The 26,179-nt window shown below is 64.4% G+C and carries 24 protein-coding genes; 15 read left to right on the forward strand and 9 right to left on the reverse strand.

The window, feature by feature from the left end; genetic code table 11:
- Positions 1–105 precede the first annotated feature (105 nt).
- On the forward strand, positions 106–909 hold the full coding sequence (locus tag CHB99_RS10455; RefSeq protein WP_084702632.1) for a substrate-binding periplasmic protein: 804 nt from the start codon (positions 106–108) through the stop codon (positions 907–909).
- Positions 910–937: 28 nt separating this feature from the next.
- On the opposite strand, the gene CHB99_RS10460 is transcribed toward CHB99_RS10455, so the two are convergent.
- From CHB99_RS10460 to dsbD, 4 genes are all read right to left on the reverse strand, one after another.
- On the reverse strand, positions 938–1,483 hold the full coding sequence (locus CHB99_RS10460) for an RNA polymerase factor sigma-70 (RefSeq protein ID WP_042123324.1): 546 nt from the start codon (positions 1,481–1,483) through the stop codon (positions 938–940).
- Positions 1,484–1,847: 364 nt separating this feature from the next.
- A complete protein-coding gene (dsbG, locus tag CHB99_RS10465; protein WP_042123326.1) occupies positions 1,848–2,606 on the reverse strand; it encodes a thiol:disulfide interchange protein DsbG in 759 nt (252 codons plus the stop codon).
- Entirely contained in the window at positions 2,603–3,448 is an 846-nt protein-coding gene (locus CHB99_RS10470) for a TlpA family protein disulfide reductase (protein ID WP_042123327.1), read from the reverse strand. The genes dsbG and CHB99_RS10470 overlap by 4 nt, the downstream gene beginning before the upstream one ends.
- Positions 3,448–5,169, reverse strand: a complete 1,722-nt coding sequence (gene dsbD / locus CHB99_RS10475) for a protein-disulfide reductase DsbD (RefSeq protein ID WP_377697924.1) — start codon at positions 5,167–5,169, stop codon at positions 3,448–3,450. The genes CHB99_RS10470 and dsbD overlap by 1 nt, the downstream gene beginning before the upstream one ends.
- A 165-nt stretch (positions 5,170–5,334) precedes the next feature.
- Here dsbD and CHB99_RS10480 point away from each other — a divergent pair, with 165 nt between their 5' ends.
- From CHB99_RS10480 to pvdP, 3 genes are all read left to right on the forward strand, one after another.
- Positions 5,335–6,018 (forward strand): response regulator, encoded by a 684-nt coding sequence (locus tag CHB99_RS10480; RefSeq protein ID WP_042123329.1) that lies wholly within the window; start codon positions 5,335–5,337, stop codon positions 6,016–6,018.
- A complete protein-coding gene (locus tag CHB99_RS10485; RefSeq protein ID WP_042123331.1) occupies positions 6,015–7,334 on the forward strand; it encodes an ATP-binding protein in 1,320 nt (439 codons plus the stop codon). The genes CHB99_RS10480 and CHB99_RS10485 overlap by 4 nt, the downstream gene beginning before the upstream one ends.
- Before the next feature lie 233 nt (positions 7,335–7,567).
- A complete protein-coding gene (gene pvdP, locus CHB99_RS10490; protein ID WP_042123333.1) occupies positions 7,568–9,187 on the forward strand; it encodes a pyoverdine maturation tyrosinase PvdP in 1,620 nt (539 codons plus the stop codon).
- A gap of 111 nt (positions 9,188–9,298) precedes the next feature.
- Here pvdP and CHB99_RS10495 read toward each other — a convergent pair whose 3' ends face one another.
- From CHB99_RS10495 to CHB99_RS10505, 3 genes are read right to left on the reverse strand one after another with little or no spacing between them, the layout of a single operon-like run.
- Positions 9,299–10,696, reverse strand: coding sequence for an efflux transporter outer membrane subunit (locus tag CHB99_RS10495; RefSeq protein WP_042123334.1), 1,398 nt, complete (start codon positions 10,694–10,696; stop codon positions 9,299–9,301).
- A 3-nt stretch (positions 10,697–10,699) separates the two neighbouring features.
- Positions 10,700–12,667: a MacB family efflux pump subunit gene (locus CHB99_RS10500; RefSeq protein WP_042123335.1), complete on the reverse strand. Its 1,968-nt coding sequence runs from the start codon at positions 12,665–12,667 to the stop codon at positions 10,700–10,702.
- Complete coding sequence (locus tag CHB99_RS10505; protein ID WP_042123337.1) at positions 12,668–13,843, reverse strand: efflux RND transporter periplasmic adaptor subunit; 1,176 nt, start codon at positions 13,841–13,843, stop codon at positions 12,668–12,670.
- A gap of 372 nt (positions 13,844–14,215) precedes the next feature.
- On the opposite strand from CHB99_RS10505, the gene CHB99_RS10510 reads away from it, so the two are divergent.
- Positions 14,216–14,698, forward strand: coding sequence for a hypothetical protein (locus tag CHB99_RS10510; RefSeq protein ID WP_042123339.1), 483 nt, complete (start codon positions 14,216–14,218; stop codon positions 14,696–14,698).
- A gap of 90 nt (positions 14,699–14,788) precedes the next feature.
- On the forward strand, positions 14,789–16,099 hold the full coding sequence (locus CHB99_RS10515; protein WP_042123341.1) for an MFS transporter: 1,311 nt from the start codon (positions 14,789–14,791) through the stop codon (positions 16,097–16,099).
- Positions 16,100–16,158: 59 nt separating this feature from the next.
- Here the strand turns inward: CHB99_RS10515 and CHB99_RS10520 are convergent, their stop codons facing one another.
- Positions 16,159–17,823: an electron transfer flavoprotein-ubiquinone oxidoreductase gene (locus tag CHB99_RS10520; protein WP_042123343.1), complete on the reverse strand. Its 1,665-nt coding sequence runs from the start codon at positions 17,821–17,823 to the stop codon at positions 16,159–16,161.
- A 542-nt stretch (positions 17,824–18,365) separates the two neighbouring features.
- Here CHB99_RS10520 and CHB99_RS10525 point away from each other — a divergent pair.
- From CHB99_RS10525 to CHB99_RS10565, 9 genes are all read left to right on the forward strand, one after another.
- Positions 18,366–19,115, forward strand: coding sequence for an electron transfer flavoprotein subunit beta/FixA family protein (locus CHB99_RS10525; protein WP_042123345.1), 750 nt, complete (start codon positions 18,366–18,368; stop codon positions 19,113–19,115).
- A complete protein-coding gene (locus CHB99_RS10530; protein WP_042123347.1) occupies positions 19,116–20,045 on the forward strand; it encodes an electron transfer flavoprotein subunit alpha/FixB family protein in 930 nt (309 codons plus the stop codon).
- Positions 20,046–20,166: 121 nt separating this feature from the next.
- A complete protein-coding gene (locus CHB99_RS10535; RefSeq protein WP_042123349.1) occupies positions 20,167–20,991 on the forward strand; it encodes a substrate-binding periplasmic protein in 825 nt (274 codons plus the stop codon).
- Between the two features lie 9 nt (positions 20,992–21,000).
- Complete coding sequence (locus CHB99_RS10540; RefSeq protein WP_042123351.1) at positions 21,001–21,354, forward strand: DUF4398 domain-containing protein; 354 nt, start codon at positions 21,001–21,003, stop codon at positions 21,352–21,354.
- Positions 21,351–22,160 carry an OmpA family protein gene (locus tag CHB99_RS10545; RefSeq protein WP_042123353.1) on the forward strand — a complete coding sequence of 270 codons (810 nt, stop codon included), beginning with the start codon at positions 21,351–21,353 and terminating at the stop codon, positions 22,158–22,160. The genes CHB99_RS10540 and CHB99_RS10545 overlap by 4 nt, the downstream gene beginning before the upstream one ends.
- A gap of 211 nt (positions 22,161–22,371) precedes the next feature.
- Complete coding sequence (locus CHB99_RS10550; RefSeq protein WP_042123354.1) at positions 22,372–23,817, forward strand: aminotransferase-like domain-containing protein; 1,446 nt, start codon at positions 22,372–22,374, stop codon at positions 23,815–23,817.
- Between the two features lie 183 nt (positions 23,818–24,000).
- Positions 24,001–24,423, forward strand: coding sequence for a translation initiation factor 2 (locus tag CHB99_RS10555; RefSeq protein WP_346426409.1), 423 nt, complete (start codon positions 24,001–24,003; stop codon positions 24,421–24,423).
- A gap of 121 nt (positions 24,424–24,544) precedes the next feature.
- Complete coding sequence (locus tag CHB99_RS10560) at positions 24,545–24,799, forward strand: YkgJ family cysteine cluster protein (protein WP_042123356.1); 255 nt, start codon at positions 24,545–24,547, stop codon at positions 24,797–24,799.
- A 33-nt stretch (positions 24,800–24,832) separates the two neighbouring features.
- Positions 24,833–25,438, forward strand: a complete 606-nt coding sequence (locus CHB99_RS10565) for an START domain-containing protein (protein ID WP_042123359.1) — start codon at positions 24,833–24,835, stop codon at positions 25,436–25,438.
- A gap of 102 nt (positions 25,439–25,540) precedes the next feature.
- Here the strand turns inward: CHB99_RS10565 and CHB99_RS10570 are convergent.
- Positions 25,541–26,179 (reverse strand): citrate/2-methylcitrate synthase (locus CHB99_RS10570; protein WP_283162626.1); only part of this gene is annotated, 639 nt, incomplete at its 5' end.

The raw sequence follows: 26,179 nt of genomic DNA on the forward strand, positions 1-26,179 counted from the left end.
GCATTTTGCCCAGATGCTGGAAAATGGCGCATGCAACGGGTTGTACTACCCCGGGAAAACGCCTAGCTTAGTCGGATCCAGGTCCGAATCCTTGAGAGTGTTGCCTTGATTCCAGCGCCAATACCGCGGGTATTGCCTTCGTTGTTGTGTTTTGCCCTGGCCTGGCAGGCCGATGCGGCTCTCGCCGTCGATACCGTCGAAATCAGGATCGGCGCGGCTCACTTTCCGCCTTATACCGTGCGTCCCGAGCAGGGCGCCGACACCGGCTTGCTGCCGCAGCTGGCCGAAGCGCTGAACCAGGCGCAGAACCGTTTCCACTTTGTCCTCGTGCCCACGTCCATTCCGCGGCGCTTCCGCGATTTCGAGCAGGGGCGGGTGGACATGGCGATCTTCGAGAATCCCGAGTGGGGCTGGCAGAACATTCCCCATGTGGCTGTCGACATGGGACTGGAAGATGCCGAAGTCTTCGTCACTCGCCGTGTCACGGGGCGTGACCAGCGCTACTTCGACGACCTGAAGGGCAAGCGCCTGGCGCTGTTCAGCGGTTACCACTACGCCTTCGCCGGTTTCAATCCCGACCCGCGCTACCTGGCCACCACCTACAACGCCACGCTGACCTATTCCCACGACAGCAACCTGCTGATGGTGCAACGCGAGCGTGCCGACATCGCGCTGGTCACCCGTTCGTACCTGAGTGACTACGAGGTGCGCAACCCGGACAGTGTCGGCCAGTTGCTGGCCTCGGAGCGGATCGATCAGGTCTATCACCACTACGCGCTGCTGCGGCCGCAGGCGAAGATCAGCGGAGAGGAGTTCGCCGCGCTGCTCAATCAGCTGCGCCATGGCGGCGAGCTGCTGAAGATCTTCAAGCCCTATCAGATCCAGGTGATCGAGCCCCACGGTCGCTGAACGGGCCTGGCCCGTTCCGCGCGCTGGCTCAGTTCGCGTGACCGGCGCTGCGGGCGCTGGAGACCTTGCGGCAATGCACCAGGGCATCGCGGATCATGAAGTTGACCAGGGTCGGGGAGACGCCGAGTTCCTTGGCGATGTCCTTTTGCGGCACACCATGCAGGCGGTACATCTCGAAGGCGTAGCGGGTCCGCGGTGGCAGTTCGCCAAGAGCCTCGGCGATATGTTCGAGGGTGGCGAAGTTGATATGCGCGGCCTCGGGCGAAGCACCCTGGACGACCACGTTCAGACCTTCCTCTTCACTGCCCGAATATTTCATCTCCATCGCCTGCTTGCGGTAATGGTCGATAGCCAGGTTGCGCACGATCTGGAACAGATAACTCAACTGCGCCTTGAACGAGGAGGTGATCTGTGGCGCTGAATTGAGCCGGAAGAAAGCGTCCTGCACCACATCCTCGGCGCGTGAGCGGCAGCCGGTGATGCGGGCCGCGATCTTGACGAGAATGCTGCGGTTGTCGACGAACGCTTGGAGTAACGGTGAATCGCACTTACCTGTGGATAGTTGTTCCGCCATGGAAATCACCTTTTCTCTAAGTGGATAGCGAACCTTGCCGTGTGGGGCGGTTCGCTGCGACGTGCGACAAACTAGTATTAATGATAATTATTGTCAATTGCGAAAGTTAATAAGTCCCTATGTGATTTTGTTCTAAGCCAATAACTGTGAACGCGTGCACCAAACCATGGGTTTGCCGCTCTGGCGAAGAGCCGCGTCATAGAGGCGTTGCACTGCTTGCGCGGGGGAGGCGCTCCGTTATCGCACAGGCAGGTGACGAATCTGTGCCATTGCGGGCGATGCGGGACGAGGGGAAAAAATGCCGCCTGTACGGCGGCCAGGTGACCCGGAGCGTGGCTGAATTTGCTCCGGGTGGGAGGAGGGGTCAGCGTTTGCCGAGGATCTTGCCGAGCATGTCCGGACGCGGCGCGCCCTGTTGCTGTTGCAGATGCTGCTGGTCGTCGAGGTAGAAGATCGCCGGCGTGGCGGAAAGGCCCAGCTCTTCCATCAGCGCCTGGTTGGCGGCGAGTTTCGCCTCGACCTGCGCCGGGATGCTCTGCAGTGGCTTGAGCGTGCTGGCCTTGCCGGCCTTCTCGTGTTCGAGCAGGGCCTGCTGCGGGTCCTTGGCTGCGAGCAGGGCGGCGGATTTGCCCGGGCTGTCGGCGCGGATGATGCCGACCATGATATGGCGCAGTTGCACCTTGCCCGACTCGACCCAGGGCCGCGCCTGTTCCCAGAACAGGTTGCAGTAGGGACAGTTGGGATCGCTGAACAGGTAGACGATGCGTGGCGCGTCGGCCTTGCCATCGGCGATCCAGGCGGATTTCTCCATCTTCGCCCAGACCTCCTTGGCCATCGGTGCGTAGACCAGCTGTTCCAGCGGTTTTTCGCTGAGGTCCTGGCCGTTCTCGTCGAACAGGCTGCCGACCAGCACATGCTTGCCATCCGGTGTCAGGTACAGGGCCACGCCGCGGTTCTGGAACTGTGCGGCATAGCCTTTCAGGCCATTGGGGGCATCGAAGCTGCCGACGACCTTGGCGCCCTTGGCTTCGATCTGGCGCACGGCCGTCGGCAGCTCTTCGGCCTGAAGCAGCGGGCTGACGAACAGGCCAAGGGCCAGGCTCAGGGACAACGGGATTCTCATGGTGCATTCCTTGTTGCGGGCGTGGTGAGCGGTTGCAGGTCGCCATCCAGGGACTGCAGGGCGTGACGCAGACTGGCGCGGGACAGCTCGCCGAGATGGCTGCCGACCAGACGGCCATCGGCGTCGTAGAACAGGGTGGTGGGCAGGGCCATCGAGCCGACCTGGGCGGCCAGTTGTCCACCGGCATCGAACAGCACATGGGACAGGTTGAGGCCAGTGGTGGCGAGGAAGTTGGTGACGATCTGCGGTGTCTCGCCCTGGTTGACGAACAGGAAGGTCACGTTCGGGTACTCGTGCTGGGCCTGTTGCAGCACCGGCATTTCCCGCCGGCACGGCGGGCACCAGGTGGCCCACAGGTTGACCACCAGCGGCTTGCCGCGATGGCTGTCGAGCGCCACTTCCTGGCCGCGGGCATCCTTCAGGTTCAGCGTCGGCAGTTGCGTGCCCTGTTCATAGAGATGGCTGGCCCAGCTGGCCAGGATCCAGAACAGCGCGCCGCTGCCCAGGCCCCAGCCCAGCGGCCGGCGGCGCGCCGGTTTGCGCCAGGCGGTCCACAGCGCGCCGAGGAGTACGGTGACCAGGCCGACCCAGGGCAGGAAGCCGCCGTCGCGGATATCGACGATCTGCAGCAGGTCGTCGCGGTACATGGGCCAATAGGCGATGACGAAGCCGATACGGGCGCAGACCAGGCCGACGATGAACAGGTTGAACAGCGAGGATTCCGGATTGTCGCCGCCACGCCTGGCCACGCGCCAGCCGACCAGGGTCGCCAGGCCCAGGGCCAGGAGCAGCAGCAGGTGATCCAGGGCCAGGGCGAGTGGTCCGATATTCACTGTCAGCATCAGCCTTCGCTCCGCACTGCGTTCCAGTGTTTCAGGAAGGTCGCGGCATCCACTTCCCCGACCAGGCGCCGCGCGCGGCGTTCTTCGCCGTCCGGGCCGATCCACAGCATGCTCGGCGGCCCCGGTACCTGGTAGCGCTTGAGCAGTTCGCGGGCGGGCGCGGCATCGGCGGTGACATCCAGGCGGATCAGGCGCACACCGCCCAGGGCGTCGAGGACATCGGCACGGGCGAACACCTGCTGCTCCATGACTTTGCACGACACACACCAGTCCGCGTAGTAGTCGAGAAACACCCACTGACCCTGGTTGCGCGCGGCGTCCAGTTCGGCCTGCAGGGCCTGCGGGGTGCTGACGGTGGTGAAGGCGTCATGGCTGGCCGCGGCGCTCGCGCCTGCGCCACCACCGGCATAAGGCGCCAGTGGCCGCCACGGATCGCTGCCACCGCCGGCCGCGCCGACCAGCGCCAGCGTGCCCCACAGCCCGGCGACCAGCAGGACGGGCTGCATGGCGCGCCAGCGACGCAGTGCCGGCCAGGCGCTCCAGGCCAGGGCCAGCAGCCAGGCGCCGGCGAGGCCCAGCCACAGGCTCGGTGCAAGCACCACGCGCAAGGTGTACAGGGCCATGGCAAGGAAGACGAAGCCGAAGAACGCCTTGACCAGATTCATCCAGTGACCGGGACGGGGCAGGTAGCGGTTGCCCAGGGTCACCAGCAGCAACAGTGGCAGGCCCATGCCCAGGCCGAGACTGAACAGCACCAGGCCGCCGTGTACGGCATTGCCGCTCTGGGCGATATAAAGCAGGGCGCCGGCCAGCGGCGCGGTCATGCACGGTCCCATGAGCAGGCCGGACAGCGCGCCGAGCAGCGCCGCGCCAAGCAGGTTGCCGCCGCGGGTGCGGCTGCCGGCACGCTCCAGGCGGTCGCGCAGGAACATCGGCAACTGCAACTCGAACGCGCCGAACATCGGCAACGCCAGCAAGACGAACAGGGCCGCCAGGCTGCCCAGCAGCCAGGGTTGCTGCAGCCAGGCCTGGAGGTTGGCGCCGAGCAGGGCGGCGATCACCCCGAGGGCGGCGTACACCAGCGCCATGCTCAGCACGTAGGTGCCGGCCAGGACCCAGCCGCGCCGGCTGCTGGCGTTGTTGCCCATGACCAGCCCGGCGAGGATCGGCAGCATCGGCAGTGAGCAGGGGGTGAAGGCCAGCAGCAGGCCGAGGCCGAAGAACACCAGCAGGCCCCAGCCCAGATGCTGCTGTCGCAGGGTCCCAGCCAGGGCCTGGTCGTCGGCCTGTGCGCGGGTGTCGGGGCTGGCGCCGCCAAGCTCGACCACGTTGGTTTGCGGCGGATAGCACAGGCCGGCATCGGCACAGCCCTGCCAGCCCATGCGCAGGGTGCCGCTGGCCGTGGCGGGCAGCAGCAGTTCGAGTTCGCCGCGGTAGACCGGCTGGTCGCCGAAGAATTCGTCGTGATGGTCCTGCGCAACCGGCAGTGGCGGGATCTGTTCCGGCGTCAGGCCGTCGAACTTCAGGCGCTTCTGGTACAGGTAGTAGCCGTCGCTGATCGCCCAGTGCAGGCGGGTCTGGCCGGAGGGAAGGCGTTCGCTGGAAAAGACGAAAGCCTCCTCCACCGGAAGAAATTCGCTCTGGGCGAATGGATTGGCGAAGGTCTGCGCCAGGCTCAGGGAACTGAACAGGCAGAGCAACCCCAGGATCAATGCACGCATATCGAAGCCTTGGAATGTCATCAGCGGCCAAGGCTGAACAGCCTGGATTAACCCAGGGTTAAGCCGTCGGCCGGCAGGCGACGGGGCCCGCGGGGCAGGGCATAATCCCCGGTTAATCCTGTTCTGGCCCAATGCGGGCTTTCCCGCCGATGACCGACTCCGCCCATGCATGTACTGCTCTGTGAAGACGATGACCTGATCGCCAGCGGCATCATTGCCGGCCTCAGCGCCCAGGGTCTGACCGTGGACCGCGTGGCCAACGCCAGCGCGGCGCGGGCGATGCTCCAGGCCGCGCATTTCGACGTGATGGTGCTCGACCTCGGCCTGCCCGACGAGGACGGTCTGAAGCTGCTGCAACGCCTGCGCCAGCAAGGCCACAACCTGCCGGTGCTGATCCTCACCGCGCGCGATGCGGTGACCGACCGCGTCGACGGCCTGCAGGCCGGCGCCGACGACTACCTGCTCAAGCCCTTCGACCTGCGCGAACTGGCCGCGCGCCTGCACACCCTGGTGCGGCGCATGGCCGGGCGCTGCGTCAACATCATCGAGCACGGCCCGCTGAGCTTCGATCCGAGCAGTTGCGAAGTCAGCCTCGGCGGCCAGCCGGTGGACCTGTCGCGGCGCGAGCAGGCGCTGCTCCAGGCCCTGCTCAACAACCCCGGTCGGGTGCTGTCCAGCGAGCAGCTCAAGGACAGTGTCTACGGCTTCAGCGACGAAGTGGAAAGCAACGCCCTCAACGTGCATATCCACCATCTGCGGCGCAAGCTCGGCAACGGCATCGTCGAGACCGTGCGCGGCCTCGGCTATCGCCTGGGGCCGGCGCAAGCGCCCGAGGAGGCCCGGCGATGAGCCTGCGCCTGCGTCTGAGTCTGATCCTCGGTACCGCCTTCGTGCTGATCTGGGCGCTGGCCGCGGCCTGGATGCTGCGCGACCTGCGCCAGCAGATGATGTTTTCCCTCGACCAGCGCCTGGTGGCCTCGGCGCGAATGGTCGCCGGGCTGATCGACCAGTTGCCGCAGCCGCTGACCAGCCAGGGCGAGGGCACCCGCCTCAGTGCCGATCAGTTGAGCGTGCCCGATGGCATGGCCTGTCAGGTCACCTCCCTGCGCGGCGAGATCCTTGCGCGCAGCCACCACAATCCCGACCAGCACCTCGACGATGGCCAGGGCGGTTTCCATGACCAGATGATCGACGGCGCGCGCTGGCGCAGCTTCACCTTCGTCCACGACGACATTCGCATCACCACGGCGGACCGGCATCTGGAGCGCGAAGCGCTCAACCGCTCGATCCTGCTGGCCGCCTCGGCGCCGGTGCTGGTGGCCTTGCTCGGCAGCCTGGGACTGCTGTGGATCGGTATCGGCAAAGGCCTGGCGCCGCTGAACTGGATGCGCGAAGCCCTGCGCCGACGCAGCCCGGATTCGGTCGAGCCGTTGCAGATCAAGGCGGTGCCCAGCGAGCTGCAGCCGCTGTTGGATACCCAGAACCAGCTGTTCCTGCGCATCGGCCAGACCATCGAGCGCGAGCGCCGCCTGACCGGCGACGCAGCCCACGAACTGCGCAGCCCGCTGACCGCGATCAAGACCCACCTGCAGGTGGCGCGGATGACCGACGGCCTGGTCCGTGAACAGGCCTTGGCCCATGCCGAGGAAGGTGCCGACCGCCTGCATCGGACGCTGGAGCAGCTGCTGTTGCTGGCGCGGGTCGAAGGCAGTCTGTCGTTCGACGATGGCGTGCAGTGCAGTGCCGACCAGGTGGCCAGGCAGGCGATCCAGGACACCGGCGACGACCGGCGCATCGTCCTCAATGCGCCGCCGCGGGCCGCCGAGGTGTTGCTGGACATGCCCGGCGCATTGGCCGTGGCGGCGCTGCGCAATCTGCTGGACAACGCCCTGCGCCACAGCAGCGGCGAGGCGCCGGTGGAACTGGAGCTGGAGGTGGAGGAGAAACGGGTCGGTTTCCTCGTGCGCGACCATGGCCCCGGGATCCCCGAGCAGGACCTGCAGCACCTGACCCAGCGTTTCTGGCGCAACGGGCATAGCGAGGGCAGCGGCCTGGGCCTGGCCATCGTCCAGGCGATCGTGCAGCGTTGTGCCTGCTCGTTGCACTTCGAAAGCCGGGCGGATGGTCTGCGGGTGTTGTTGCAGATGCCGCTGAAGACTGCCTGACAGGCCTCACGCTGCTTTTGTAGGAGCTGGCTTGCCTGCGAAGGACCGCGCAGCGGTCCCGGTTCCCGATTCTGAGACGTGTCGATTTGGGACCGCGTTGCGGTCCTTCGCGGGCAAGCCACGCTCCTACAAGGATCGCGTGGATTCGGAATCGCCCACTCCCCTAAATTTCCTCCCCGACCCAACGTTCTAGCTTGGACATAAGTAGTTTCCATGGCTGGCACGGGTGGGGAATGACGATATCGCGGCGAGGGTTCATAGCAGGGCTGGCGGTGACGGGCGCGGCGGTGCCGGCGGTGTATTACGCCCACAAGAAGCTGACCCACGACCCCGAGGACGACGTCGTCACCCCCGGCGAAGCCAGCGTCGAGCTTGCGGATATCGCCGGGCAGCAACTGGCCAATCAGTTGCGCGGTGTATGGGACATCCGTTTCACCGGCGCCGACGGCGGCCTGCCCGACCAGCCCCGTGAAGGTGTGCAGCTCTACCTCGATATCGCGGCGAAGGGGCGCGGCCTGCGTGGCGTGCTCGGCACCCGTGAGAACCTCGAACAACCCGGTCCGGCCGCCTACCGTGTGCTCGGCGACCTGGTCGGCGCTTCGACCGCCCAGGTGCGCTGGCGCCTGTTGAGCAACCTCGGCGGCCCGGGATTCGAATGCGTCGCCACCCTCGACGAAGTCTGGGGCGAGTTCGGCAATGCCGGCAGCGGCACCCTCAGCGGGCGCCTGCAGCGCCTTGATCGCTCCATGGCCCTGCCGCTGCAGGACAGTCATTTCGTCGCGGTGAAGCGGATGTTTCCCGAGGCCCGCGAGCGCATCGCCTACACCCCGGAACTGCGTGCCTGGCTGATCGACGCCGAACATCGGCTGTTCCATCAGCTCTGGCATGCGACCCGGGACAAGTGGCACAACCTCTCCGAGGAAAAGCACGGCGCCCTGCGCGGTCTTGGCTGGCAGCCCGGTCCGCGGGACAAGGAGCGCGACGCCCGTGGTCCGCGCAAGCACCGCAATGGCTCCGGGGTGGATTTCCTGTTCATGCACCGGCATATGCTCAACGCCGCGCGGACCTTCCAGCCACTGCCGTCGTGGCCGCACTTTCCGCTGCCGCAGCCGAACGTGGAATACGACCGTCACGGATTTGCCCGTTACTTCGACAACCATGACGGCTACAGCGTCCCGCCCACCTGGCTGGCGCCAGGGGACGACGACTACAGCCAGTGGGTCGCGGCGATCAAGGCGCGGGAGACGTTCTGCAGCAACTTCCAGGTCTGGGAGTCGCAGTATCAGGATCCGGTGTACCTGTCGAAGATGACCCTCGGCGAGCTGGGCTCGGAACTGGAGATGAACCTGCACGACTGGCTGCACATGTGCTGGGCTTCGGTGCCGCGTGATCCGTCGAACAGCGCGCCGGTGCCGTTCGCCCGCGACCCTTCCGACTTTGCCGCGCGCTGGTACGGTGCGTCGAACGACTTCCTCGGCGACCCTTTTTCCTCCCATGTGAACCCGGTGTTCTGGGGCTTCCATGGCTGGATCGACGACCGTATCGAAGACTGGTACCGCGCTCACGAGCGGCACAATCCGGGGCAGGTCCAGCGTGCGCAGATCAATGGCGTGCAGTGGTTCGCGCCGGGGCGCTGGAACGAGGTGGACGATCCGTGGCTGGGCCCGATCACCCATGGCTGCAACACCACGCCGGGGATGTTCCCGGGCAAGTCGGTGGAGATGGATATCGAGACCATGAAGCTGGCGCTGCGCATCGTCTTTGCCGAGGAAGACATTCTCGCGCCGCTGTTCAAGCGGGTGCCGCAGCGGCCCTGGTATGCGCGGCATCTGTCGATGAAGGGGATTGTCTAGGGGACCGCTGCGCGGCGGTTCGTCACACGACAAGCCACGCTAGCAAGCCCTCTTGGGAGCGCGACTTGTCGTGTGACGAACCACCGCGAAAGGGCCGCAAAGCGGCCCCGATCACTGACTGACCCGCCACCCCCCACCCAACGCCTTGTACAACGCCACGCTGCCCTGCACCCGTGCCAGGCGCAGTTGCACCTGCTGGTCCTGGGCCTGGTACAGCGTGCGCTGGGTTTCCAGCACCGTCAGCAAGGTCTCCGCGCCCGCGCGGTAGCGGCTTTCAGCCAGCTCGAAGGCCGTCCGTGCCTGCCGCACTTCCTCGTCCTGCCACTGGCGCTGGCGATCCACGCCGCCGATGCTGTTCAGCGCCTTCTCCACGTCGCCAAAGCCGGCGACGATGCTGCCGCGATAGACCTGCAGCAATTCCTCCTGCTCGGCCCGTGCCCGGTCGCGCTCGGCGCTGAGCCGGCCGTTGTTGAAGATCGGCGCGGCGAGGCCGGCGGTCAGGCTGTAGTAGGGGCTGCGCAGCAATTCGTCGAACACTTGCGCGCCGGAGCCAAGGTTGGCACCCAGCGTCAGGCTCGGCAGCATCGCCGCGCGTGCCACCTGCACATTGGCTTTGGCCGCCGCCAGTCGCGCTTCCGCCGCGGCGATGTCCGGGCGGCGGCTGAGCAGGTCGCTGGGCACACCACTGCCGATATCCGGCCAGTGGATGGCGGCGAAGGCTTCACTGCTGGCCGGCAGTTGCTGCACCGGATCGCCGAGCAGGGTCGCGAGGGTGATGCGGGTGTCCTGCAACTGCTGTTCGAACAGCGGAATCTGCCGCTCCTGGGCGGCCACCAGGCTGCGCTGCTGCGCCAGTTCCAGGGCGGTGGCCGAGCCTGCATCATGGCGGGTCTGCACCACCTGCAGCACATCCCGGGCATTGGTCAGGTTGAGCCGGGCGATGTCGATCTGCTCGGCCAGGGCCAGGCTTTGCAGGTAACTGCTGGCGACCGCGCTGAACAGGGTCAGCTCCACTGTCTGGCGATCGAAGCGACTGGCGTCGAGGCTGCGCAGGGCGCTGTCGCGGGCCGCCGCCTTGCCACCCCAGAAGTCCACTTCATAGCTGGCGCTGAGGTTGGTGCCGTAGGAGTTGTAGGTGCGCTGGTTGTCGCTGGCGTCGATGCCGTTGTAGCCGTTGCCGCGCAGCAGGCGCTGGCGGCTGGCGTCGAGGCCGAATTTCACTTCCGGCAGCAGCGGTGCGCCGGCGATCACCACACGGGCCTGGGCCTGACGCACCCGGGCCATGGCCGCGGCGAGGTCGAAGCTGTTGCGCCGCGCCTGTTCGATCAGGCTATCCAGTTGCGGGCTGGCGAAGGCCTGCCACCAGGGGCCGTCGGCGATCGCGGCGGGCTGTGTCGCGCCCTGCCACTGTGCTGGCGCGGGGGGGGGTGCGCTGTCGGGCTCCTTGCTAGCACAGGCGGCGAGCAGGATGCAGAGGGACAGGAGACTGAGACGGCTGGGCAATGTCATCGATTATTCGCTTGTCAGGGCTTTGACCGGATCGAGCCGGGCCGCTTTGCGCGCCGGCATGAAGCCGAACACCACGCCGGTCATCACGGCGCAGGTGAAGGCGCCGAGCACGGCGCCGAGGGAGAAGGCCACGGCGATATCCATCAGCATCAGGCCGCCGCCGATCAGCGCGGCGACGACGATGCCGGTGACGCCGCCGACCATCGACAGCAGGATCGCCTCGGTGAGGAACTGGCGCAGGATGTCGCGCTGGCGTGCGCCGGTGGCCATGCGGATGCCGATCTCGCGGGTTCGCTCGCGCACGGTCATGAGCATGATGTTCATCACGCCGATCCCGCCCACCAGCAGGGAAATCGCCGCGATCGCGCCGAGCATCAGCGACAGGGTGTTCTGCGTGCGTGCCTCGGCCTGGATCAGCGCGGCGAAGTTGGTCAGCTCGTAGTCGTGCTTGCCGCGATGCAGCTTGCGCATCAGGCGGTCGATCGCCACTTCGGTTTCCTTGACCCGACCCGAGTCGATCGCGGCGATGGTCACGTACTCCGGATCGCGGCTGCCGAACAGGCGGATCGATGCGGCGGAGTAGGGCACCACAACCCGCTCGTCGCTGTCCGAGTCGCCGGAGCTGGCGCCCTTGGCGGCGAGGATGCCGAGCACCTGGAAGGGCACGTTGCCGATCAGGATGTACTGGCCGATGGGGTTGCGTTCGGCGAACAGCTTCTCCTTGACCTTCTGCCCGATCACCGCCACCGCGGTGCCGGCGCGTTCGTCGGTTTCGGTGAAGAAACTGCCTTCGACCACCGGCCAGTTGAAGATCTGCGAGAACTCGGTGTTGTTGCCGCCAACGTAGAACTCGTGGCTGGCGTTGCCATAGCGCACGGTCATCTGGTTGCCGATCACCGGCATGATCTTCTTCACCTGGGGCAGCCCGGAAACCGCTTCGACATCCTCCAGGGTGACGATCCCGGCCGGCTCGTGCAGGCTGGCCGGCTTGCCGCTGAGGTAGAGGATGTTCGAGCCGAAGGCGGCCATCTGCGCCACGACCTGGCGCTTGCTGCCTTCACCGACGGCGAGCATGACCACCACCGAGGCCACGCCGATGACGATGCCGAGCAGGGTCAGTGCGGTGCGGAAGCGGTTGATCCACATGACGCGCCAGGCGGCCTGCAGGGCCTCCAGCAGTTCGCCTTTCCAGGCCCCGGTCTGGGTCGCGCCACGGTCCAGGTGCTGGCGCAGCTCGTCGGCCCGCGGGCCGGTCTTCTGTGCCGGTTGGCGTTCGTGCTGTTCATTCACCGAGTCGCTGATCACCAGGCCGTCGCGGATCTCGATGACCCGCTGGGCGCGGGCGGCGACCTCGCGGTCGTGCGTGATGAGGATGATCACATGGCCCTGGCTGGCCAGTTCGTCGAGCAGGGCCATGACCTCGGCGCCGCTCTGGCTGTCGAGGGCACCGGTGGGTTCGTCGGCGAGGATGATGTGGCCGCCGTTCATCAGCGCGCGGGCGATCGACACCCGCTGCTGCTGGCCGCCGGACAACTGGTGCGGGCGGTTGCCGGTGCGCTCGCCCAGGCCCAGGCGCTCCAGCAGGGCGGCGGCGCGGGCATGGCGCTCGCTGGCCGGGGTACCGGCGTAGATGGCGGGCATCTCGACGTTTTCCTGGGCCGACCCGGAGGCGATCAGGTGGTAGCCCTGGAACACGAAACCGAAGGCTTCGCGGCGCAGCCAGGCCAGTTCGTCGCTGTCCAGATCGGCGACGTCCTTGCCGGCGAACAGGTACTGGCCGCTGGTGGGGCGGTCGAGGCAGCCGAGGATGTTCATCAGGGTCGACTTGCCGGAGCCGGAGGCGCCGACGATGGCGACGAACTCACCCGGGTGGATGGCCAGGTCGACGCCGCGCACCACCTCGACTTTCGGCGTGTCGATGCCGCCGTAGGATTTGCGGATATCGCGCAGTTCGATCAGGGGCGTGCTCATTCAACCCCCGCTGGCGACGGGCGCGCCGATCACCAGGTGCTCGCCCTCGGCCAGGCCGTCGAGGATCTGCACACGCAGGCGGTCGCTGATGCCGGTGCGCACATGCCGCAGTTCCACCTTGCCGTTGCCGCCGACCACCTGGGCCAGGCGCTGGTCCGGTTTGTCGCCGTCGTCCTCGAGGGCCGCCAGCGGCGCGGTGAGCACGTCGTGGGCCTGACCGGCGACGAAGAAGACCTGGGCGGTCATTTCCGCCATCAGGCTGTTGTCCGGATTGTCGACGTCCAGCAGTACGGTGTAGAGCACCACTTTGCCGCCGCTGCCGCCACTGCCGCTGCCGGAACTGCTGCTACTGCTCTGCATGGAAGGGTCCAGCGGCTTGGGCGGGATCGGCAGGATCTGCCGCACGGTACTGATCCAGCGCCGCTTGCCGCCGGCCAGGGTGGTGAAGTAGGCATTCATGCCGGGCTTGACGTGGCTGATGTCGGCCTCGGAAACCTGGGCCCAGACGGTCATCGGCGACAGCTTGGCGATGCGCAGGATCAGCGGGGTCTGCTGCTGGGCGTTGAGGGTCTGGCCCTCGCGGGCATCCACCGCCACCACGGTGCCGGACATCGGCGCGTAGATCCGTGTGTAGCCCAGCTCCGCCTCGTCGCTGCGCAGGTTGGCCTGGGCCTGGAGAATCTGCGCGCGGTACATGTCGATGCGGGCCTGGGTCACCTTGAGCTGGGCCTGGGCGGTCTGCACGTCTTCCTCGCGGGTGGCGCCGCCGGCGGCCAGGCTCTGCTGGCGCTTGTACTGTTGTTCGGCGAGCGTGTACTGGGCCTGCTGTTCGGCCAGTTGCGCCTTGAGGTTGTCGATGGAGAAACGACCGGCGTCGAGTTTGGCCTTCTGGGTCGACGGATCGATTTCCACCAGCAACTGACCTTCCTTGACCTGGTCGCCGGGTTCGACGTGCAGCTTGCGGATCTGCCCGGACGCCTGGGCGCCGACATCCACATAGCGACGGGGCTGCAGGGTGCCGAGGGCGGTCACGCTGCTTTCGATGTCGCCACGGGTAACCGCGACAGTGCTCAGTGGATCGTTGCCCGGCAGGGCTTTCCAGGCAACCAGGGCGCCGAGGCTGACCAGGCCGAGGGCACAGATCAGCAGGCGGCGTTTGAAAGTCGGACGTCTCATGCAGGGTTCCAGCCAGAGGGATTCGGTCCGTGCGGCGTGAGAGCGTCCGCCCGGGAGACTCCCATTTAAACGAGAGGAGTGCGCGGTAATTTACCCAGCCCCGGCGCGGGCGGCTGCGGGGCGTGGGGGCGCCATACTATGCTGAATCGGCTAAATACGTGTGAGAACCATTTCCACTCGCGCGATATAATCCGCCGTTCACGGAACGAAGGGCGGGATCGCTACTTCAACAAAATATTGACGGTCCCTTGATTTCCGACGGTTTCCCGTCAACTATCAAATGAAGCTCTTACGGAAACACTGCCCGGTGCGTCGGCGCGGTGACGTTGACCAAGGATCGTTCCCGAAAACCTTTGCCCGTGGTCACTGACGATGCCCGACAAATCCTTGCGAATCCTGCTCGCCGACGCACACCCGATGCAGCTCCTGCAACTGGAGAAGATGCTCAATGCCATGGGCTACTTCCGCATCGCCCCGGTGCAGTCCTTCGAAGATCTCCAGCACCTGGTGCAGAACGCGCTGCTGCCGTTCAACCTGCTCATCGGCAACATCGACCTGGCCAGCCACGCCGGGGTCGACCTGGAGCGCTTCTGCCGGGTCAATGTGCAGATCCAGCACGCGCTGCTCTATGAATCGCAGCACCTGAAAATGCCCGCGGTGCCGCCGGGCCAGCGCCAGGCGGTGAGCATCAGCCTGCCCAAGGTGCCGGACGACGAAACCCTGCACGCGTTCATGGCCCTGGTCGATGCGCCGCGGCTCATCGGCCAGTTGCCTCATCCGTCCGGCAAGGGCCTGCGCGGGCCATCCAGGCGCTGGCAGAACCTTGCCCACACGGTATTTTCCCGGCCGTCCTGATCCGCCTCTCCTCATTCGTTTGTTATGCTCGCGCCTTCGTTCAGGCGCGCCGGATGGCGCGCGGTCCCGTTCATTCCCGCGGAAACCCCTATGACTGCCAACGATTGCGCGCGGCTCTCGCGCAGCGACCACAAGACCCTCGGCCTGGCGGCCCTGGGCGGTGCGCTGGAGATCTACGACTTCATCATCTTCGTGTTCTTCGCCCTGACCCTGAGCCAGTTGTTCTTCCCGCCGGAAATGCCCGAGTGGCTGCGCCTGCTGCAGAGTTTCGGGATTTTCGTCACCGGTTACCTGGCGCGGCCGCTGGGCGGGATCCTTATGGCCCACTTCGCCGATCACCTGGGGCGCAAGAAGGTGTTCAGCCTGAGCATCCTGATGATGGCGCTGCCCTGCCTGCTGATCGGCCTGATGCCGACCTACGCCGAGATCGGCTACGCGGCACCACTGATCCTGCTGGCCCTGCGCATCCTCCAGGGCGCGGCGGTGGGTGGCGAAGTGCCGAGTGCCTGGACCTTCGTCGCCGAGCACGCCCCGGTGGGGCGCCGTGGTTATGCCCTGGGCTTTCTCCAGGCGGGGTTGACCTTCGGTTATCTGCTCGGCGCGCTCACCGCTACCGTGCTGGCGCAACTGTTCACGGCGCAGGAGATTCTCGACTACGCCTGGCGCTATCCGTTCCTGCTTGGCGGCGTGTTCGGCGTGATCGGTGTCTGGCTGCGGCGCTGGCTCAGCGAGACGCCGGTATTCCTCGCGCTGGCGCGCCAGCGCCATGACAGGCCGGTGGAGTTGCCCCTGCGCGCGGTGCTGCGCGAGCATCGCCGGGCATTGATTCCGGCGGCGCTGCTGACCTGTGTACTGACCTCGGCGGTGGTGGTGCTGGTGGTGATCACCCCGACGGCGATGCAGCAACGCTTCGGCATGACCGCCGCGCACACCTTTGCCCTGAGCAGCCTTGGCATCGTCTTCCTCAATATCGGTTGCGTGCTGGCCGGCATGCTGGTGGACCGCATCGGTGCCTGGCGTGCGCTGATCCTGTACTCGCTGCTGCTGCCGCTGGGCATCGCTGCCTTGTATGGCAGCCTGGTGGCGGGCTGGGATACGGTGGGCGTGGCCTACGCCCTGGCTGGCCTGGGGTGCGGGGTCGTCGGCGTGGTGCCGTCGGTGATGGTCGGGTTGTTCCCGGCACGGATTCGGGTGTCGGGCATTTCCTTTACCTATAACGTCGCCTATGCGTTGTGGGCGAGCACCACGCCGCTGCTGCTGATCGCGCTGATGCCGTGGAGTCCGTGGGTGTGCGTGGCGTTCTGTGCGTTGATGGGCGTTGTCGGGGTGCTGACGGCGCTGTATTTCAGTGGGCGCGAGCGGCTGTGCGCTGAAGAGGACATGTTGCTTGCCAAAGGCTGAGGCTTTCCGGCAGTAACGAAAAAGCCCCTCGCGAGAGGGGCTTTTTGTGGAGGTTTGACTTACATGTTCGGGTAAGTCGGACCGCCCGCACCTTCCGGGGTCACCCAGGTGATGTTCTGCGAAGGATCCTTGATGTCACAGGTCTTGCAGTGCACGCAGTTCTGCGCGTTGATCTGGAAGCGCTTGCTGCCGTCTTCCTGGGCGACCACTTCGTACACGCCGGCCGGGCAGTAGCGTTGCGCCGGTTCGTCGTACAGCGGCAGGTTGGTGCCGATCGGGATGCCGGCGTCGGCCAGCTTCAGGTGGCACGGCTGTTCCTCTTCATGGTTGGTGCTGGAGAGGAACACCGAGCTCAGCTTGTCGAAGCTCAGCTTGCCGTCGGGTTTCGGGTAGTCGATCTTCTTCGAGTCGGCGGCCAGCTTGAGGCAGGCGTAGTCCGGTTTGGTGTCGTGCAGGGTGAACGGCAGCTTGCCGCCGAACCAGTTCTGGTCGACGTAGTTGAACGCACCACCGAGCAACGGGCCGAACTTGTGCAGTGCAGGGCCGAAGTTGCGGCTGGCGAACAGCTCTTCATACAGCCAACTGGCCTTGAACGCGTCGACGTAGCTGTTCAGCTGGTCGCCGCCTTCGCTACCGGCGAGCAGGGCATCGGCCACCGCTTCGGCGGCGAGCATGCCGGACTTCATCGCGGTGTGGCTGCCCTTGATCTTCGAGAAGTTCAGGGTGCCGAGGTCGCAGCCGATCAGCGCGCCCCCGTTGAAGACCATCTTCGGCAGCGAGTTCAGGCCGCCCTTGCAGATGGCGCGGGCGCCGTAGCTGATGCGCTTGCCACCTTCCAGGTACTGCTTGAGGACCGGGTGGTGCTTCAGGCGCTGGAATTCGTCGAACGGCGAGAGGTAGGCGTTGGAGTAGGACAGGTCGACGATCAGGCCGACCACCACCTGGTTGTTTTCCAGGTGATAAAGGAAGGAACCGCCGGTGTTCTCCTTGCTGGTCACGTCCAGCGGCCAGCCGGCGGTGTGCACCACCAGGCCTTGCTCATGCTTGGCCGGGTCGATTTCCCAGATTTCCTTGAGACCGATGCCGTAGTGCTGGGCATCGGCGTCGCTGTCGAGGTTGAAGCGCTTGATCAACTGCTTGCCGAGGTGGCCACGGCAGCCTTCGGCGAACAGGGTGTACTTGCCGCGCAGTTCCATGCCGGGGGTGTACATGCCGTCTTTCGGATGGCCTTCGCGGTCCACGCCCATGTCGCCGGTGATGATGCCGCGGACCACGCCGTTGTCGTCGAACAGCACTTCCTGGGCGGCGAAGCCCGGGTAGATTTCCACGCCCAGGTTCTCGGCCTGCTGGGCCAGCCAGCGGCACAGGTTGCCCAGGGAGATGATGTAGTTGCCCTGGTTGTGCATGGTTTTCGGCACGAACAGGTCGGGGACCTTGATCGAGCTGTCACCGTTCTTGAGCACGTAGATGTCGTCGCGCTTGACCTCGGTGTTCAGCGGCGCGCCGAGTTCCTTCCAGTCGGGGAACAGTTCGTTCAGGGCACGCGGTTCGAAGACCGCGCCGGAGAGGATGTGCGCGCCGACCTCGGAGCCTTTCTCGACCACGCAGACGCTGATTTCGCTACCGGCTTCGGCGGCCTTCTGCTTCAGGCGGCAGGCGGCGGACAGGCCCGCCGGGCCTGCGCCGACGACGACCACGTCGAATTCCATGTATTCGCGTTCCACAGGTTCTCTCCTACTCAAGGCTCATCGGTTTTTCTTTGTAGTGGGTGCAATGCGGTCACGTCGAAGGGGGCGATTCTGTAGCTTCGGGGGATGACGTACTACACCGCTTTCTCTTGGCCGCGCATTATATCTACACCACTTGCGCGGTCCAATACAAACGTTTGTTTGAATTTGCCGGAGCCCAGTAAAATCAAAGAGGCACGGCTTGAAGCTGGCGGTTTTGCCGTATTGACCAGATTAGGCGTTACGGTCAAGATACGGGCGGTTTTACGCTCGCCGTAGGCTGACCGTCGGATGCAGGAGCACCCCTAAAGACCTGGTTAAAAGCAGGGCAGTTATGCCAAACCCCGCTTTGTAGTGGAGTTTACACGCCACGACAAAAAATGACTGCGAGGTTTTGCGATGAAGGGTCGGATCAGGACTGCCCAGTCAGTTTAAATTCGTCCGGCTGCAATCGTTTTTAGAGGTGCCCTTGTACCCACGCGCAATCGCCGGCTTCGGCCCAGGCGACATTCTTTTCACCGGAGAGTAACGAGGAATCCATGAAGGTTCTTGTAGCTGTCAAACGAGTGGTCGACTACAACGTCAAGGTTCGCGTCAAGGCGGACAACTCCGGCGTCGACCTCGCCAACGTCAAAATGTCCATGAACCCCTTCTGCGAAATCGCCGTCGAAGAAGCCGTCCGCCTGAAAGAAAAAGGCGTGGCCAGCGAGATCGTCGTCGTTACCGTCGGCCCGGCCACGGCCCAGGAACAACTGCGTACCGCCCTGGCGCTGGGTGCCGACCGCGCCGTGCTGGTGGAGTCCGCCGAGGAGCTGAACTCCCTGGCCGTCGCCAAGCTGCTGAAAGCCGTTGTCGACAAGGAACAGCCACAGCTGGTCATCCTCGGCAAACAGGCCATCGACAGCGACAACAACCAGACCGGCCAGATGCTCGCCGCGCTGACCGGTTTCGGCCAGGGCACCTTCGCCTCCAAGGTCGAGATCGCTGGTGACAAGGTCAACGTCACCCGTGAAATCGACGGCGGCCTGCAGACCGTCGCGCTGAACCTGCCGGCGATCGTCACCACCGACCTGCGCCTGAACGAACCGCGCTACGCGTCGCTGCCGAACATCATGAAAGCCAAGAAGAAGCCGCTGGAGACTGTCACTCCGGACGCGCTGGGCGTTTCCACCGCCTCGACCAACAAGACCCTGAAAGTCGAAGCGCCGGCTGCACGCAGCGCGGGTATCAAGGTCAAGTCGGTTGCTGAACTGGTCGAGAAACTGAAGAACGAGGCGAAGGTAATCTAAATGACTATCCTGGTTATCGCTGAACACGAAAACGGTGCCGTTGCACCCGCTACCCTGAACACCGTTGCCGCCGCCGCCAAGATCGGTGGTGACATCCACGTCCTGGTCGCTGGCCAGAACGTCGGTGGTGTAGCCGAAGCTACCGCGAAAATCGCTGGCGTGGCCAAGGTTCTGGTAGCCGATAACGCCGCCTACGCCAACTTCCTGCCGGAAAACGTCGCGCCGCTGGTAGCCGAACTCGGCAAAGGCTACAGCCATGTGCTGGCGCCAGCCACTTCCAACGGCAAGAACGTCCTGCCACGCGTTGCCGCGCTGCTGGACGTCGACCAGATCTCCGAGATCATTTCGGTCGAATCCGCTGACACCTTCAAGCGTCCGATCTACGCCGGCAACGCCATTGCCACCGTGCAGTCGAGCGCCGCGGTCAAGGTCATCACCGTGCGTGCCACCGGCTTCGACGCCGTTGCCGCCGAAGGTGGTTCGGCTGCCGTGGAAGCCGTCGCTGCCGCACACAACGCTGGCAAGTCGGCGTTCGTCGGTGAAGAGCTGGCCAAGTCCGATCGTCCTGAGCTGACCGCTGCCAAGATCGTCGTTTCCGGCGGCCGCGGCATGCAGAACGGCGAGAACTTCAAGCACCTGTACGCCCTGGCCGACAAGCTGGGCGCGGCGGTCGGCGCTTCCCGCGCCGCGGTCGACGCAGGCTTCGTGCCGAACGACATGCAGGTCGGCCAGACCGGCAAGATCGTCGCGCCACAGCTGTACATCGCCGTCGGTATCTCCGGCGCGATCCAGCACCTGGCCGGTATGAAGGACTCGAAAGTGATCGTCGCGATCAACAAGGACGAAGAAGCACCGATCTTCCAGGTGGCCGACTATGGCCTGGTGGCGGATCTGTTCGAAGCCGTTCCTGAGCTGGAGAAGCTGGTTTAATCCAGTCGCTTCACTTATAAAGGGCCCGGTTGTCCGGGCTGTGCGTTGATGCTTCGCCATCGCCGCACAGCCCGGGCAACCGGGCTTTTTGATTTTTGCCGGTCGATGAAGGGGCGTGTGCATGACGGGTTTTGCGCGAAAGGGAGTGCTGGCGATGCTCGGGCTGGCGTGTCTGCCATCGCTGGCGATGGCAGTCGGCAAGTGCGAGCGTCTGGTGGCGACCGGCAGTCCGGACGCACCGCCGTATTCGTGGCGCGACCCGCAGGACCCGCGGCACCTGATCGGCGCCAATGTCGACCTGCTGCAGCAGGTGGCTGGCGAACTGGGGCTCAAGGTCGAGGTGCTGTACGGCGGCAAGCGCGCCGATGCCCAGGCCGAAGTGCGCAGCGGCCGCATGGACCTGCTGGTGGACGCACCGCTCACGGTCGCCGAGCTGACCTCCGTCGACTACATTCATCCCGCCCTGTCGCACAACGAGTACGTGGTCTGGACCCGCCATGACTCCGCACTGGTCTTCGACAACCTCGCCGATCTGCACAAGCATCAAGGCGCGATCTCCGAGAAGGCGCGGCTGACGCCGGAGTTCGAGGCGTTCAGCAAGGCCGAGCTGAAGCTGGCGCCGCTGCCGAACCTGACCCAGGCCTTCCAGAAACTCCTGCTGGGCCAGGTGGACTATGTCCTCGCCGGGCGCTATGCCGGCATGGCCATGGTGCGGAGTCTGGGGATGGCCAATGAGTTGGTGGCGCGTGACCTGGCGCTGGATCATCCGGGGCTGTTTCTGGCCCTGTCGCACAATTCCGCCTGCAACGATGCCTGGTTGCGCGGACAGTTGGCGAAAAAACTGACAGAATTGCCGGCCTCTGGCGTAGTCCAGGCGGTCTTGCAACGCAACGTCGAGCGCTGGCAGGCGCAGTTGCAGGCGCCGCTCGACGCCCCCAAACAGTAGGAAAACCGTGTGAGAACTCAACCGCTATTCGTTGTTCTGGCGCTGCTGGCCCTGGCCGGTTGCGCCAGCGATCCGGCCCCCCATGAACAGATGCGCCTGACCGAGCAGGCACTGGAGCAGGCCAAGGCCGTCGGTACCACCGACGACGTGGCGGAGTTCAAGCTGGCCGAGGAAAAGCTGGCGCGCGCCCGCTCCAACATGGCCAGCGAGTCGTTCCGCGATGCGCGTATGCGTGCCGAGCAGGCCGAGCTGGATGCGCGTCTGGCCGAGGCGAAAGTGCTGACCCTGAAGAGCCAGGAGCAACTGACCCTGCTGCAGTCGCGGGTAGATCGTCTGCGCAAGCAACTGGGAGAGCAACGGTGAGTTCGATCAAGCCTTTGGCATTGCTGGCCATCGCCGGCGTTCTCGGATTGCAGGGCTGCGCCAGCGAGCGCAGCGAAGTGGCGCTGGACCAGGCGGCGGTGGCCTTCCAGTCGGTCAAGGACGATTCCAGTGTGCTGCGCAGTGCGCCGCGGGACGTCATTCGTGCCGGTGAGTCGCTGGCCAAGGCCGAGCGCCTGGCGACCTACTGGGGTACGGGCTCCGACGTGCGTCACTATGCCTACCTGAGCCAGCGTTACAGCGAAATCGCCCGCGAGCACAGCAACCTGGTTCTCAATCAGGAGCGGCTGACCAAGCTCGAGCTGGAGCGCCAGCGCCTGCAACTGGCCCTGCGTGAAGCCAAGCTGTCCAGCGTGCAGCAGCAGGGCAAGTGGCTGGAAGAGCAGATCGTCAGCCTCGCCACCACCCAGAGCGACCGTGGCCTGGTGATGACCCTGGGCGATGTGCTGTTCGATACCGGTGAGGCCGAGCTGAAGAATTCCGCCAGTCGCACCGTGCTGAAACTGGTGCAGTTCCTTCAGCTGAATCCGAAGCGTGTGGTGCGTATCGAGGGTTACACCGACAGTACCGGCAGCCCCGACGACAACCTCAAGCTGTCCCGGGATCGCGCCCAGTCGGTAGCCGACATGCTGGTGGACCTGGGCGTCGATGAAAAACGCATCACGGTGATCGGTTATGGCGATCAGTATCCGGTCGAGGTGAATGCCTCGGAGCGGGGCAGGGCGAAGAATCGCCGCGTGGAAATCGTCTTCTCCGATGAAAAGGGCCAGCTCGGCGCCGAGCGTTGAGTCCAGCGCACTGAAGAACCCGGCAATCGAAAGATGCCGGGTTTTTTTATGGATTCCATTCTGCTTATAACCATCCAGCGCTTTGCATCGCTGTCACGCAACTGTATTGTCGTCTAATCTGCAATCTGTCCCAGTACACTTACCAACTGTTCCGGTATTCTTCGCCGGACGGGACATCAACTGGATTGCCTGTGCGTGTCGAGAGTGGATCATGACCAACCTGTTGCTTTATCAGCGTATCGCCCATCAGCTTGCCGAGGACATCCGGCGCGGCGTCTATCAGCCTGGCGAGCGTGTGCCCTCGGTGCGCAAGATGAGTTCGCAGTTGAACGTGAGTCATGCCACGGTGCTGCAGGCCTATGCCAATCTCGAGGATCAGGGCCTGATCCGCGCCCGGCCGCAATCCGGTTACTACGTCCACCAGACTCCCGCACTGACTGCCTCGACGCCCGACATTGCCCGGGTCGAGCGACCGGGCCTGGTCACTCGCGCCAGCATCATCCAGCAGGTACTTACCGAAGCGCGCCGCGATGGCGTGTTTCCGCTCGGGGCGGCGGTGCCGCATGTGGATTACCTGCCGGTGCGGGCCCTGCATCAACAGTTGGCCAAGGTCACGCGCTTCCAGAGCCCGCGGGCATTCAGCTACATGTTCAGTCCCGGATTCGAGCCGCTGCGCAGGCAGGTCGCGATTCGCATGCGCGATGCGGGTGTGGTGGTCGATCCGTCGGAAGTCGTCATCACCCATGGTTGCGTCGACGCCCTGCAGATGTCGCTGCGCGTGCTGACGCGGCCCGGTGACCTGATCGCCGCCGAGTCGCCGACCTATTACGGCTTGCTGCAGCTGGCTGATCTGCTGGGCCTGAAAGTGATCGAGATTCCCAGTGATCCGTCCACTGGCATCAGTCTCGAAGCCTTGCAACTGGCGGCCAACCAGTGGTCGATCAAGGCCCTGGTGCTGACCGCGCGGCTGAGCAATCCGTTGGGTGGCACCATTCCGGAAGAGCGGCAGAAACAACTGCTGCGCCTGGCCTCGGACTTCAACATCCAGATCATCGAGGACGACATCTACGGCGAACTGATGTTCGAGCAGGGCAAGACCAAGTCGCTCAAGGCGCATGATCGCCTGGGGCGGGTGATCTACTGTTCGAGTTTTTCCAAGACCTTGTCGCCGGGGGTGCGCATCGGCTGGATGGTCGCCGGCCATTATCAGCAGGAAATCCAGCGCCTGCAGACCTTCAGCACCCATTCCGCGTGCAGCGTGACGCAGATGGGGGTGGCGGCCTATCTGGAAAACGGCGGTTACGACCGCCATCTGCGCTTCATCCGCCAGGAATACCGCAAGAACCTCAGTGCCTATCAGTTGGCGGTCCAGCAATATTTCCCTGAAGGCACGCAGATGACCCGGCCGACCGGTGGTTTCATTCTCTGGGTCAGTCTGCCGGGGCGGGTCAATACCCAGGAGTTGCATGTGCGGGCGTTGCAGCAGGGCATCAGTATCGCGCCGGGGCTGATCTTCAGTAACACCGAGCAGTTCAACCACTGTATTCGCCTCAATTGCGGTATTCCGTGGAATCGCGAGGCGGAAAGGGCGCTGATGACGTTGGGGATGCTGGCGAGCCAGTTGTGCCAGGAAACGGCCAGTACTGGCTATCTGTAACCTGCACCTTGTCACGGGTGTCTGGAACAGGGACCATAGCGACTTTTCCCGGGTTTTCTGTTGCTGCCTATGACTCTATTGCGTTGTGTCGGTCTGGTGTTGGCGGGATTGGCTGCGCTGCCGTTGGTCGGTCCGGCACTGGCCGATCCCGCGGCAAGCCCTGTGCTGCTCGCGGAGGCAAAGGTGCCAGCACAGAAAACCGCCGCCAAGGCTGGTCAGTCGGTGAAGAAACAGGCCGCCACCAAGCCCGGTCAGTCGGCCAGGAAGCAGCCCGTCGCCAGGCAGAAAACCGTGAAAAAGCCGGCCAAGGCCAGCAAGACAGCCAGTCGCAAGAAGGCTGACGCGATTGCCGCGCCGTTGCCCAAGGTCAAGCTCGACTTGAGCCTGCCGCCGGACATGGTCAAGGACCTGCAGCCGGTGGAGGAGATCGAGGCGCACGTGCGCAAACCGCTGCTGCCGGCGATGTTCGGTGAAAAGCCGGAAGTCCAGAGTCCGTTCCAGCTCAATGGCCGCCTGCTGAGCAACGAAATGCAACTGCAATTGCGCAATGACAGTCGCCAGCAGGAGATCGAGGGCGCCGCCATCGACTTCGAATTCAAGCAATAACAGTTCAAAACGAGAACCGGGCAGTCAGCGTTATTTCATCCTGTCGGTAATTTCAAACGATTGTTTTAGTCGTTACTATCCTTCAATCCGCACTATTTGCTTCCCCGAGGTTCCGATTTTCATGAAATGCCGTGAAGGCTGTGGTGCCTGCTGCATTGCGCCATCGATCAGCTCGTTCATTCCCGGCATGCCTGACGGCAAGCCGGCTGGCGAGCGCTGTATCCATCTCTCCGCAGTCAATCTGTGCGGCCTGTTCGGCAAGCCGGAGCGTCCCCCGGTGTGTTCGGGTTTCAAGGCGGATATCGAGGTGTGTGGCAGCGATCGTGACGAGGCGATCAGGATCATCGGCTGGTGGGAGCAAGTGACTGCGGCCTGAAGGCTGATCTTCGACAACAAGGAAAACAAGCGGATGAGATCGTTCAAGCGTGTAGCAGTAATCGTGGGTTTGACTGCCTTGTCGAACATGGCGTTTGCCGAAGAGTGGAAAGTCGCCAAGGACGAGGAGGGCATCAAGGTCTCTCTCAGTGTGGTACCGGGCTCCGACTACAAGGCCTATCGTGGTGTCGCGCTGATCAAGGCGCCGGTGGCGACCATCACCAGGTTGCAGGAAGACGTGGCGGGTTCCTGCGCCTGGATTCATGAGTGCAAGGTGCAGAAGCTGCTCAAGCATGAAGGCGACCAGAGCTGGACCTATGCCCAGTTCAATACGCCATGGCCAGTGACGCCGCGGGATTCCATCCTGCATGTCACCACCGTGCAGGAGGCCGACGGCAGTGTGACTCGCAAGATCAATGCCGAGCCGAAATACCAGCCGGAAGAGAAGGGCTTCGTCCGAGTGGCGGCGGCCGATGGCTACTGGAAGCTGGTGCCGAAGGGCGATGCCACCGAAGTGACCTATGAGCTGCACACCAATCCGGGGGGCAGTGTGCCTTCGTGGCTGGCGAACAAATTCGTGGTCGAGGCGCCTTTCAATACGTTGAAGGGGCTGAAAGAGCGGGCCGAAAAGGCCAAGTGAAGCGTTACAGTTGTTGGATATAGAGTAGTTCTTGTAACTGTAATTGCCTCGCACAATAAAAAAGGCTGCCATTTGGCAGCCTTTTTTGCATTCGGCCGAAGCTTACTCGCGGTCTTCCAGCTTGACCAGGTCGCGGGACTCGTAGCCGGTGTACAGCTGGCGAGGGCGGCCGATCTTGTATGGGCTGGAGAGCATTTCCTTCCAGTGCGAGATCCAGCCGACGGTGCGCGCCAGGGCGAAGATCACGGTGAACATGCTGGTCGGAATGCCGATCGCCTTCAGGATGATGCCCGAGTAGAAGTCGACGTTCGGGTACAGCGAGCGCTCGATGAAGTACGGATCGGTCAGGGCGATCTCTTCCAGGCGCATCGCCAGTTCCAGCTGCGGGTCGTTGGTGATGCCCAGCTCGCGCAGAACTTCGTCGCAGGTCTGTTTCATCACGGTGGCGCGTGGGTCGCGGTTCTTGTAGACGCGGTGACCGAAGCCCATCAGCTTGAACGGATCGTTCTTGTCCTTGGCCTTGGCGATGAACTTGTCGATGTTCGAGACATCGCCGATTTCATCCAGCATGGTCAGCACGGCTTCGTTCGCACCGCCGTGGGCAGGGCCCCACAGTGCGGCGATACCGGCGGCGATACAGGCGAACGGGTTGGCACCCGAGGAGCCGGCCAGACGCACGGTGGAGGTGGAGGCATTCTGTTCGTGGTCGGCGTGGAGGATGAAGATCCGGTCCATTGCCTT

Source organism: Pseudomonas japonica (assembly GCF_900188455.1).
Taxonomy (GTDB): domain Bacteria; phylum Pseudomonadota; class Gammaproteobacteria; order Pseudomonadales; family Pseudomonadaceae; genus Aquipseudomonas; species Aquipseudomonas japonica.